Source organism: Streptococcus sanguinis (assembly GCF_013343115.1).
Classification (GTDB): Bacteria; Bacillota; Bacilli; order Lactobacillales; family Streptococcaceae; genus Streptococcus; species Streptococcus sanguinis_H.
Genome location: NZ_CP054570.1, coordinates 1,577,098 through 1,589,290 on the forward strand (window position 1 = coordinate 1,577,098; position 12,193 = coordinate 1,589,290).

The 12,193-nt window shown below is 45.8% G+C and carries 11 protein-coding genes; all 11 read right to left on the bottom strand.

Annotated elements, in window-relative coordinates:
* Positions 1–66: 66 nt before the first annotated feature.
* Positions 67–1,173 carry an alanine racemase gene (gene alr, locus FOC72_RS07540; protein ID WP_032914253.1) on the bottom strand — a complete coding sequence of 369 codons (1,107 nt, stop codon included), beginning with the start codon at positions 1,171–1,173 and terminating at the stop codon, positions 67–69.
* Positions 1,163–1,525: a holo-ACP synthase gene (acpS, locus tag FOC72_RS07545; protein WP_002896329.1), complete on the bottom strand. Its 363-nt coding sequence runs from the start codon at positions 1,523–1,525 to the stop codon at positions 1,163–1,165. The genes alr and acpS overlap by 11 nt, the downstream gene beginning before the upstream one ends.
* Before the next feature lie 111 nt (positions 1,526–1,636).
* Positions 1,637–2,668, bottom strand: coding sequence for a 3-deoxy-7-phosphoheptulonate synthase (locus FOC72_RS07550; protein ID WP_002896330.1), 1,032 nt, complete (start codon positions 2,666–2,668; stop codon positions 1,637–1,639).
* 1 nt (position 2,669) lies between these two features.
* Positions 2,670–3,701 (bottom strand): 3-deoxy-7-phosphoheptulonate synthase, encoded by a 1,032-nt coding sequence (locus FOC72_RS07555; RefSeq protein ID WP_002901054.1) that lies wholly within the window; start codon positions 3,699–3,701, stop codon positions 2,670–2,672.
* A 21-nt stretch (positions 3,702–3,722) separates the two neighbouring features.
* Complete coding sequence (gene secA, locus FOC72_RS07560) at positions 3,723–6,242, bottom strand: preprotein translocase subunit SecA (RefSeq protein ID WP_002896334.1); 2,520 nt, start codon at positions 6,240–6,242, stop codon at positions 3,723–3,725.
* Positions 6,243–6,534: 292 nt separating this feature from the next.
* Positions 6,535–7,734: an acetate/propionate family kinase gene (locus FOC72_RS07565; RefSeq protein ID WP_080557415.1), complete on the bottom strand. Its 1,200-nt coding sequence runs from the start codon at positions 7,732–7,734 to the stop codon at positions 6,535–6,537.
* A 133-nt stretch (positions 7,735–7,867) separates the two neighbouring features.
* Entirely contained in the window at positions 7,868–8,581 is a 714-nt protein-coding gene (locus FOC72_RS07570; protein WP_002896339.1) for an MIP/aquaporin family protein, read from the bottom strand.
* A 188-nt stretch (positions 8,582–8,769) separates the two neighbouring features.
* Positions 8,770–9,303, bottom strand: a complete 534-nt coding sequence (locus FOC72_RS07575; RefSeq protein WP_002896340.1) for a GlcG/HbpS family heme-binding protein — start codon at positions 9,301–9,303, stop codon at positions 8,770–8,772.
* Between the two features lie 58 nt (positions 9,304–9,361).
* Positions 9,362–9,742, bottom strand: coding sequence for a glycerol dehydratase reactivase beta/small subunit family protein (locus FOC72_RS07580; RefSeq protein ID WP_002896342.1), 381 nt, complete (start codon positions 9,740–9,742; stop codon positions 9,362–9,364).
* Positions 9,723–11,579, bottom strand: coding sequence for a diol dehydratase reactivase subunit alpha (locus FOC72_RS07585; protein WP_002896344.1), 1,857 nt, complete (start codon positions 11,577–11,579; stop codon positions 9,723–9,725). The genes FOC72_RS07580 and FOC72_RS07585 overlap by 20 nt, the downstream gene beginning before the upstream one ends.
* A gap of 98 nt (positions 11,580–11,677) precedes the next feature.
* On the bottom strand, positions 11,678–12,193 hold the full coding sequence (locus FOC72_RS07590) for a diol dehydratase small subunit (protein ID WP_002896345.1): 516 nt from the start codon (positions 12,191–12,193) through the stop codon (positions 11,678–11,680).

Genomic DNA, 12,193 nt, shown 5'->3' on the forward strand with positions numbered 1-12,193 from the left:
CATCACAGACAGGGACCAAGCTAGAACATTATCAAGTACTTCAAGCGGTTCCCTGCATTAATCTGCTTAGTCTTTATAGACCCTCGGTACACGGTCGCTAATCAAGCAGACCACCTCATAGTTAATGGTGCCACGTTTTTCTGCCACATCTGTCGCCGTAATGGTCTCCGCTCCGCTATTTCCAATCAACACAACCGGCGTGCCAAGGGGATAAGACTGAGGCAGGCGCACTGTAATCTGGTCCATGGAAACGCGGCCGACAATAGGGCAGCGCTGACCGTCAATCAAGACATCAAAGCCCTGCATATCCCGTGTCCAACCATCCGCATAACCCAAAGGAATGGTACCAATCCACTCTTGAGACTGGCTAGTGTAGGTGGCTCCATAGCCAACATCTGCTCCAGCCTCAACTTCTTTGACATGCACCAATTCTGAGACCAGAGATAAGGCCGGCTTGAATTCATAAGGAAGTTCCAAGACTCTTCCGCTGGGGTTGAGACCATAGATGATATCCCCCAGCCGAACGGCATTTAGAACGGTCTCACTGTGCCAGAGAGAGGTGGCGGAATTACTAGCGTGAACGAGAGGAGTAACACTGTCCAGCTCAGATAAGATCTGATGAAAACGAGCCAGCTGGGCTTCAAACTTATGGTGTTCCGCTTCATCTGCTGTTGCAAAATGGGTAAAAATTCCCTCCGCTACAGCCCCAGCAGCCTGCAGGCGATGGATTGCCTCCTGAGCTTCCTGACTATCTCGAAAACCAATCCGCCCCATACCAGAGTCAATCTTGATATGAAAGTTCAATCCAGTCAAGTCTTCTTCAGCAGTTAAAGCTAGATCCAACCATTCTAAACTGGCTACGGTCAGAGACACCTTTCCCTTTCTAGCCAGCGGAAGCGCAGCCAGATCTGATACTCCAAGCACCAGAATTTTTTTGCCAATGCCAGCTGAACGCAGCTCCAAGGCTTCATCGATATTAGACACACAAAAGCCATCTACGAGGGGCTCAATATGCCTAGAAACCTCAATAGCTCCGTGGCCATAAGCATTGGCCTTGACAACGGCCCACTTCTCTGTCGTCTGAGGCAGATGGGCACTCAATTGTCTAATATTAAAATCAATGGCAGCTAAATCAATCACTGCCTTGCTGGGTCTATGCAGACTAGCTTTCATCATTTTCCTCCAAAATAACGCTGGCTGTAACTAGGCCAGCAGCATGGCTGAGCGAAATCCAAACCTTGCCAGTAAAAGGTGACCGGCTGAAATAAGGCGCTCCCTGACGGTCATTTAAAATCTCTAAGTCTTGAAACCTGAGCTTACCGATGCCGGTTCCCCAAGCTTTAGAAAAAGCCTCCTTGGCAGCCCAACGGCCAGCCAGAAATTCAATTTTCCGTTTGCCGGATAACTCCTCAAAACGAGAAAGCTCCGCCTCGGTCAGCACCTTCTTTGCAAAGCGGGCATTTTTCAGATAGGCTCGCTCAATGGCAGCCAGCTCTTCTATATCAATTCCGTGTCCTTTTATCATATCATTCTCTAGAAAGGCGACAAAACTCAGCTGGGCCGCCAGCTGAGTTCGTCTTCACCCGACAGTTAGTCCTCTTTACAGGTCAAGACTGTCCCTTTCAATTTTCCTTAATTATCTAAATAAAGTGTTGTAAATTTCTTCAATGAGCTGAACTGTATTATCCCAGCCCAGGCAAGGGTCAGTGATAGATTTACCAAAGACTTCCGCCTCATTTTGCCGGCCGTCTTCCAGATAAGACTCAATCATAAAACCACGAACCGCTCTCTTAATCTTTTCGTTCCAATCCCGATTCAGCAAGGTCTGACGTACAATCCTAATCTGTTCCAGATATTGTTTGCCGGAGTTATCGTGATTGGTATCGATGACGATGAAAGGATTCTCCAAGCCCATCTTTTCATAGTAGGAAATGGCATCCAGCATATTTTCATAGTAGAAATTTGGAATGTTCTTACCGTATTCATTGGTAGCCCCACGCAGAATAACGTGAGCCAAAGTATTCTCAGAGGTTTCTACTTCCTGGCCATGAAAAAGGAAAGTCTGCTTATTTTGTGCCGCATAGACAGCGTTAAACATAACTCCCAGATTACCAGAAGTTGGATTTTTCATGCCGACTGGAGCGTCAATACCTGATGCCACAAAGCGGTGCTCCTGGTCTTCAACCGAGCGAGCCCCCACAGCATGATAGCTGACCAAGTCGTCTACCAGCACAAGATTGGACGGATAGAGCATCTCATCAGCCGTCGTCAGACCAGTCTCTGTGATAACACGGTAGTGCAGCTGACGAACAGCCTGCAAACCATTGATAAGACTAGGTGCTTTAGAAGTATCCGGCTGGTGAACCAAGCCCTTATAACCATCCCCATTGGTCCGCGGCTTAGCAGTATAGACCCGCATGACGATAAAAATCTTATCTGCGACCTTCTTCTGCAGCTCTGACAAACGGCGGGCATACTCCAGCACAGCCTCTTCATTGTCTGATGAGCAAGGACCAATCACCAAGAGAATACGCTCGTCTTCCCCACTGAGAATCTCAGCTAGTTCTTGGTCTCGCTTGTTTTTATGAGTCAAGGCCTGACCAGTCAGCCTGGTTCTGGACTTAATCTGCTCAATGTCAATCTTCTGACCTTTTTCAATAAACGCCATACTATTTTCCTAATGTATCATAAATCTCACGAACCAGCTGTTCTGTATTTGCCCAACCCAGACAAGGATCAGTAATGGACTTGCCAAAGACTTCTGGTTCGTCCTGACGACCGTCTTCCAGATAAGACTCAATCATAAAGCCACGCACTGTAGCCTTAATCTTTTCATTCCAGTCCCGGTTAATCAGAGTCTGGCGAACGATACGGACCTGCTCCAGATACTGCTTACCAGAGTTATCATGATTGGTATCAATGATGATAAAGGGATTTTCTAAGCCCATTTTTTCATACTGGGCAATGGTATCCAGCAGGTTATCATAATAGTAATTGGGAATATTCTTGCCGTATTCATTCAGAGCACCGCGCAAGATGGCATGCGCCAAGGGATTGCCAGATGTTTCTACTTCCTTACCAGCGAATAGGAAACTCTGCTTGTTCTGAGCTGCATAGATGCCGTTAAACATGACATTGAGATTACCAGAAGTCGGATTTTTCAAGCCCGTTGGCAAATCTGCTCCACTAGCCACAAAGCGGTGCTGCTGGTCTTCGACCGAGCGAGCTCCTACAGCCATGTAAGAAATCAAATCATCTACCAGAGGCAGATTTTCCGGATAGAGCATCTCATCAGCTGTGGTCATGCCCGTTTCAGAAATAACCCGATAGTGCAGATTGCGAACTGCCTTGATACCGTTAATCAGACTAGGAGCGGCAGTCGCATTAGGCTGATGAATAAGCCCTTTGTAGCCATCTCCGTTCGTCCGAGGCTTAGCAGTATAAACCCGCATGACCATGAAAATGCGGTCTTTTACTTCTTCTTGGAGAGCAGATAGACGCTTGGCATACTCTAGCACCGCTTCTTCGTTATCTGAAGAGCAGGGACCGATAACCAAGAGAATGCGGTCATCTTGGCCACGCAGAATGGCTTCCAACTCTCGGTCACGCTTTTCCTTGCGAGCTAACATGTCGCCTTCTAGCTTAGCAAGTTGGCGAACTTCTGCCACATCAATGGGTTGACTAGTTGCTTTAAAGGTCATCTATTCTCCTTCTTTTATGTTTTACTTTTTGCGGCCGTGACAGTTCTTGAACTTCTTGCCAGAACCACATGGACAAGGGTCATTTCTCTTTACATTAGACAGGTTTACATTCTCAGGCATATTTGGCGCCTTGGCAGAGATATTGCGGGTAGCTGTGGTATTGATAGCCCGCTCTGTCCGAGGGCGCTCTTGCTCATGAATCTGCGCTTTCATCATCAGACGAGTCACGTCAAACTCAATAGAGCCAATCATATCGTTGAACATACGGAAGCTTTCTGCTTGATATTCGACAACTGGGTTATTTTGTGCATAACCGCGCAGTCCAACAGCATTGCGCAGCTGGTCAAGGGCGTCGATATGGTCAGTCCACTTGCTGTCCACCACGCGCAGAATCAAGACCTTCTGGAATTCACGTACAGCTTCTTCGTCTCGCAGTTTAGCAATCTGACTGTCGTAGACTTCCAATGCACGTTCAAACAGATAATCTTTGATTTCTTGGTCAGACTTGCCTTCCAAATCGCTGTCTGAAATAGAATCTTCTGAAACCAAGTTATACTTAGCAAAGTTTAAAATCGCTTCAATCTTATCATCCTGATCAGAGTGGCTGCTGCCATCAACGATACGGTTGATCGTCCGCTTAATCATAGCATGGATTTCAGGACTGAGGTCACGGTCAGCAGTAATGACATCGTGGCGCTCGGCATAGATGATTTCCCGTTGCTCGCGCATCACGTCATCATACTGCAAGACTTGTTTCCGCGTATCGTAGTTATTTCCTTCGACACGCTTCTGAGCTGCCTCTACCTGACGGGTCAGCATGCCAGACTTGATAACAGAATCTTCGTCACTAAGGTTCATTCGATCCAAGAGGGCTTTAATGCGCTCTGAGCCAAAGCGACGCATCAGCTCATCTTCCAGTGATAGATAGAACTGTGACTCACCTGGATCACCCTGACGACCTGAACGTCCACGCAGCTGATTATCAATCCGGCGGCTTTCATGGCGCTCTGTACCGATAACGCAGAGACCGCCCAGTTCGCGAACACCTTCACCCAGCTTGATGTCGGTTCCCCGTCCGGCCATATTGGTCGCAATGGTAACCGCACCACGTTGACCGGCGTTCATGATAATTTGTGCTTCTTTATAGTGGTTTTTCGCATTAAGAACTTCGTGAGGAACCCCAGCTTCTACCAATTTCTTAGAAATATAATCACTGGTTTCAACCGCAACGGTACCGACCAGAACTGGCTGGCCTTTTTCATGACGCTCTTTAACATCCTGAACAACTGCCTTAAACTTAGAATCAATACTTGGATAGAGCAGGTCAGAATGGTCAATACGTGCTACCGGACGGTTGGTTGGAATCGGAATAACACGAATGTTGTATGTTTCGCGGAACTCTTCTTCCTCCGTCTTAGCTGTACCCGTCATGCCGGACAGCTTCTTATACATACGGAAGAGGTTCTGATAAGTAATGGAAGCAGAAGTCTTTGTTTCTTCCTGAATCGGCACACCTTCTTTGGCTTCAATCGCTTGGTGGAGACCGTCAGAGTAACGGCGGCCTTCCATTGTCCGACCGGTAAACTGATCGACAATTAGAATTTCCTGATCTTCACTGACCACATAGTCAATGTCAAGGAGCATGATGTAGTTAGCTCGCAGAGCATTGTCGATAAAGTGAGTCAGGGCAACATTTTCAATATCGTAGAGATTGTCCAGCTTGAAGTAGCTTTCCGCCTTGTCAATACCTGAGTCAGACAGACCAATCGTCTTAGACTGAACATCGATGATGTAGTCGTCCTTATCCAGAGATTTGACATAGTGGTCAGCCATATGATAAAGCTGGTTGGTATCTGAAGAAACCGGTCCTGAAACAATCAGTGGTGTCCGAGCTTCGTCAATCAGGATTGAGTCCACCTCATCGACCAAGGCATAGTTGAGTGGGCGCTGTACCATGTTTTCAGCGCGGACTACCATGTTATCACGCAGGTAGTCAAAGCCAATCTCAGCATTGGTTGAATAAGTAATGTCGCAAGCGTACGCTTCTTTCTTCTCAGATGGAGATTTAGCTGCCAGATTGATACCGACAGAAAGGCCCAACCAAGAGTAGAGTTCACCCATTTCGGTCGCGTCACGCTCAGTCAAGTATTCATTGACTGTGACAACGTGTACTCCTTTACCTGCAAGAGCATTTAAGTAAACTGGCATCGTCGCAGTCAAGGTTTTTCCTTCACCGGTACGCATCTCTGGAACGTCACCATGATGGAGAACGATCCCCCCCATAACCTGTACCTTATAAGGGAAAAGGCCCAATACCCGCTTAGCTCCTTCACGGACAACCGCAAAAGCTTCAAATAAGAGCTGATCTAAAGTTTCACCATCAGCATAGCGTTTCTTGAATTCCTCTGTTTTTGCCTGAAGTTCTTCATCAGACAAGGCTGCCATTTCGTCTTCATAAGCCAAGACTTTGTCAGCCATTTTTTCTAATTTTCTTAATTCACCTTTATCATTTTCAATGATAGTCTTTAAAATATTCGCCATTTTTTTCCTTACTATATAATAATCTTTCTGATTTTTAGAATGTTCTTTTCATTATAGCATGTTTTCCTATATCTTTCAAGAATGAAAAAAGCAAAAAAGCTCCATCAGACTGTGCTTACAGAACTGGGAGATGGCAGGAGATTAGAGGCTAAAAAAGAAAAGGCAGAGGTATTGCTCTGTCTTTTCAAATACGAATGTTACAAGGATAAACTAATCTTCTTTTTTCTTCTTAATAAAGAAATCTGTTCCTGATAAGACCTATCACTCCTTGAACATTCTATCACTCTTTCGGCTACTTAAAATCCAGCAAGCGCATGGTATCTTGGGCAATCATCAGTTCTTCGTTGGTTGGAAGAATGAGAATTTTAGACTTAGACTGAGAATTTTGAATAAAGAGCTGACCTTGCTCGTTAGCTGCCTTATTCAAAGAAAGTCCTAAGCAATTGAGCTTTTGAACGACCAAGCTACGGATCAAGGCTGAATTCTCCCCGATTCCAGCGGTAAAGACCAAGGCATCCAGACCATCTAAATCTGTGATGTAGCTTGCAATAGTCTGAGCGATACGGTTGACAAACATATTAACTGCTAGACTAGCTTTTTCATCGCCTCTGTCACAAGCCTCCAAAACATCTCTTAAATCATTGCTAAGCTGGGAGATCGCTAGCAGACCGGATTCTTTATTGAGGACATCACTTAATTGCTGAGCTGATAATTTTTCCTGTTCTAGCAGGAAAGGGAGAATCATAGGGTCAATATCACCTGAGCGGGAGCCCATCATCAGGCCAGCCAAGGGGGTGAATCCCATCGAAGTATTGACAGACTGACCATTTTTAATGGCGCAGATACTAGCACCATTGCCCAAATGGCAATTGATAATCTTCAAATGCTCCGCAGCTTCTCCTTGCCCTTCCCAAATCTCCTGTACCTTTTGAGCAATATACTTGTGACTCGTTCCATGGAAACCATACTTTCTCAAACCGTATTTATGATAGTAATCCCAGGAAAGAGGATAAAGATAATAAGCTTCTGAAAGGCTTTGATGAAAAGCTGTATCAAACACAGCCACTTGTCCTGTCTCCGGCAAAGCCTTTTGGAAAGCTCGAATCCCTACCAAGTTGACAGGGTTATGACTAGGAGCCAAGAAAGACAGCTTCTCAATGATGGATAGCACTTGCTCATCTATCAAAGCAGAATCATCAAAGGATTCTCCGCCATGAGCTACGCGATGACCGACTCCATCTATCTCGTCCAGAGAAGCAATCAGCTTCCGCTCCAAAAGAAAGTTCAGCAAGTAATCCACGGCAAATTGATGCGAAGGAATAACCAACAGTTCCTTTTCTTTTTGACCTTCAAATTCAATTTTAAAAATACCTTCCTTTAAGCCAATCTTTTCAAAAATCCCTTTCACCAAAAGGCTTTCGTCGGGCATACTGAGCAGTTGAAATTTCAATGACGAACTGCCCGCATTAATCGCAAAAATTTTTTTAGACATATTTTTCTCCTGAGCAATGAAAACAGTGATTTTTTCAAATAACGTTTTTTGAAAACTGAAATTTTCCATTGCTACTTGTTAGATAAATAAGCTAGCTTCAACTGGTCGGCTAGCTTATTTACTATTTTATATATTACATAACATTGACTGCCAAGACAGCCAAGACAGCGCCGATAGTCGGTCCTACAATTGGCACCCAAGCATAAGCCCAGTTTGCATCTCCTTTATTCGGAACTGGCAAGAGGGCATAAGCAAGGCGCGGACCGAAGTCCCGAGCTGGGTTGAGGGCAAAACCTGTCGTCGAACCCAAAGACAAGCCGACCGCCATAATGAGGAAGCCAACTAAGAGTGGAGTGAGTCCAGGCGTGATTTCGCCGTGCGTTATCATCAAAAGTGCAAAGATGAAGAAGAAAGTCGCAACGATCTCGCTGAGCAAATTAAATGCTGGATTCTGGATGGCTGGTCCAGTAGCAAATACGCCAACTGAGTTGCCTTCTTCTGCCTTGGTTTCTTTGAAATGGGGATAATAGAAGAGCACTACAATAGCCGCTCCGACAAAAGCCCCTAGAATCTGAGCGATGATATAGCCCACCACTTGTTCCCAAGGGAAGATGCCACCCACCGCAAAGGCAATAGTGACAGCTGGGTTAAGGTGACCGCCAGTATTATAAAATCCTGCCGTATAGACACCCAAGGTCACTGCCAAGCCCCAGCCAAATACAACAGTAAACCAGTTGGGAGAGAAACCTTTTGCGAGACTCTTATTAAGACTGATAGACGCTCCGATTCCATTCCCAAAAACCATCAGAACCATGGTGCCTAAAAATTCACCTAGATATTTTTCCATACTCCATACTCCTTCATTTCGAAATACTTTATACTCTCTCCTCTATATTGCTTCTACAGCGCAATATAGATTCTAAGAAAGCATAAGAGAAATGTGCTCGTAAAATAGGAGAAAATCCCTAGCTCCAAAGCATGGATTACAAGTGGTATTCTCTCCTCTGATATTATTTAATTAGCTAGCTTGCTTCTCTACAGTCCCACAGCATACTCAGCAATGGACTGGTCTTCTTCAGAACTTCCTCCGCTGACGCCGATACTGCCAATCATTTCTGACTGGCAATAAATAGGAATGCCGCCTGCCAAACTAACGACCTTATTGTCAGTCATCGTTTCCAGCTGGTAGAGCCATTGGCCAGGCTGAGTTAAAGGTGCTAGATCCTTGGACTGCATCCTCATGCCAACAGCTGTGTAAGCTTTCTTATAAGCCATATCGTTACTCACTAACAAGGCATTTTCCATACGATAGGTCATCACGACTTGTGCCGCTGGATCAACCACCGTTATCACGACGGCTAGTCCCAGCTCTTCAGCCTTGCGTCTGGCCCTTGTTACCAATTCCCAGGCATCCTGATAGATATTTGTGAAAAGAACAGGTTCTTTATCCAGTAAGGTTTGGCATCTGGCAAGGACTTTTTGGATGATGATGTCCTGCAATTCTGAGTTTCCTTCCCAGCTTGATAGTTCTGGACTGCTGAGCTCGTCTCTCTCTCTATCTCTAGCCATCCATTTCACCTCTTTTCAGTAGTTAGCTCGGCCATCTTTTTGAATCGATCGGAACAAGTCAAAAAGATGCTTCTAACAGGTCAGATTTTTTAAACGGGACTCCCTTGACCAAACGCGCTGCATTTGAGCCAAACAGGCGCAAGACATGGTCTGGTATAGCAGAATAATCTTTGATACGATAGATAAATTTTTCAAGCGGCAAGTTACGATAATGGAGGACTGCGTCTCGCCCGTCACAGGCAATCCCTACTAAAAGCTGGGATTGAGTTGCAGCCACATGCGCTAGCGACACAGGATCGCTAAGTTCATCTGGGCTGACCAGACTAAATGGGATACCTTCCTCTTCGATACCGTAGCCGATTTGTGCCACCTTATCCGCAGGAGCATCGTCCGTAGCAATAAACCTAATGGTGGGCTTTCTAGTATAAGCTAATTCCATAGTCGACCCCCCATTTCTCTCTGACATAGGTCAAAATCAGTCCGGTCGCTACTGCATTTCGAGGCCCTACCAAGCCACGCACATTACCTCGACCAGCTACAATGGCATTCTGAGAGAGAGCTTCGGTCACTAGCTGAGGTATTTCAAAGTCCAAGGCTGAGCCACCCACGATGACAACGAAAGGAATGTCTCGAATATTCTGAGTAGGACTGACACGCTTGAGAGCCCGAACCGCATTGGTAACAAAGACCCTTTCCTTGGCAGACTGCCGAACGAGTTTGATTTTTTCAATAGAGTAGTCTCCATCATCTATAGGAACAAATTCATCATTTTCCTTGACGATGACTACTCTGGCAAATAAATCTCCAGACAGCGGCTTGTCAAAAAATTGAACAGTCCCGTCTTCATGCCGGATATGGAAAAGACTTTCTACCTTAGCCAAAGGATATCGTTTGATGTCCTCTGCCAGATGATGATTTTCCAGTCCCAACTCCGAATTGATCAGCATGGTTACCATATCACCGGCACCGGCTAGATGGACAGCCAAGATTTGACCCCTGCTATCGATAATGGAAGCATCTGTCGAGCCTGCTCCTAAGTCCAAAATAGCCAAGGGGCGATCCGTCCCTGGTGTAGTCAGAGCCCCAAGGATAGCTGATTCAGCTTCTGCTCCACCGATTTCTACGGTAATACCCAGCTCTCGTTCGACTTCTTGGGCAATGATGGACATTTGCAGCTTGTCGGAATTTACCATAGAGGCAATGCCGACAGCCTGCTCCATAGAAAATTCTCCAGCCACACCACCTCGCACAGAAATCGGAGCAAAAGTATTGACAGCCAGTAAGTCACGGATATAAATGTCAGAAGGCTCTTTCTCGGTCAAGTCAGCCATGGTTTGGCGCACCTTCTCCAGCATGCCTCCAACATTGGTTCCCGCTTCTCCGACAACATTGCTAATCTCACCAGCATAGACAATTTTCTCCATAATCTCATCGGCGCCCTTGGAAATATCCACCTTTAAGGTATGCTCCTTGCCGATAATTTGGATACTGCCTGCTGGAATCGTCCGAGCCTGAACGTCACCTGCCGGTGTCTTAATTACGACAGCCGAGCGGTTGCCAATGAGGGCACGGGCAATGGGAACGATGCTTTTCGTCTCTTCTGCGCTCAAGCCGAAGACTGTCGCAATGCCATAGGGATTGGATAATTGGGAAATCACCTTTCCTTGCTCTACCACTTCAACAGCAGCTTGCATGCCCAAAGGAACCTTGTCGATAAAGAGAATCTCATCCACGATTGGAATCTTCTGGCTAATGCGGTTGTTGACCAGAACCCCATCATCCGCCTGCAAAATGGCAGCGGTAATCTGATAGCCCTTGGCTAGATAGGCATTGATCAGCTGGGCAACCAAGTCAAAATCAATAATCTTCGGCACTACTACGATGTATTTCCCATCAATCGGATGATGAACCAAGTCGAGAATATCCACTGTCAGTCCAATCCCCAGACCCAGACCGCCTGGAGTACGGGGATTATGACCAATCATGGTAGACTCAGTAATGACCGTCTCTGTGATGGTTTCCATGGCAACATCGCCGATAACAGGCGTCGCTTCATTGATCCGAATCAAATCAACTTGTCCCAACTCAAGCGGTGTTTGCTCCATCAATTTCCTCAGAGATTGATAAATCCCGTGGACATTTTCCTTGGTCCCCTTGATACCTGTTGTATCCGCAATGGCTGAGGCAAGAAAGTGAATGCTTCCATCATCTTGCACTTCAGCTAAGGCAGACTCGGTCGAAGAATTTCCTATGTCTACTCCAATGATTCGTTTCACATTTTCACCTCCACCAAGATTAGGCTATTTTGAGCAGCATTTATAAAAGAAGTGACAATAATCTTTTTTCAACCCAAAATAGCCTTGATAAAACTTGATTAGTTGTCGCCTTTCAACTTCTTGCGGCGTTCATAATTTTCAGCTGCTTCTCTGACAAAGCCCGCACAGATAACAGCTCCATATTGGTTTTCCAATTCATTGGCAATGTCCAATAATTCCTGCTTGGAAGACCGGTAAGGACGCAGGGCATTGTAGATTTCCAGCACACGCGCATCCGGAACCTTGGTCAGTTCCGCAGCCCGAGAAAAGTTATACTGGATTGCTTCGCGGCCGGCATTCTTAGCAATTTCGCCTTGCTTAATCAAAATCTCCGGCTTAATCCGCAAATCCTCTGCAGTCACATAGCCAGACAAGATATTTTCCAGTGTAATATCTTCGAATTTCTTATCCTGACCAACCTTTATCCAGTCTGGGTGTTTTTTAGAAATAGGATAATCAGCCGCTGTCGCTTCATCAGAACTGACAGGACGACTGGTTGCTCCTTGACTAGCTGAGCCGCTGTCGCTTAGCTCGGCTAATATTTGTTTTACTAATGTTTCTACTGATTCACTCAT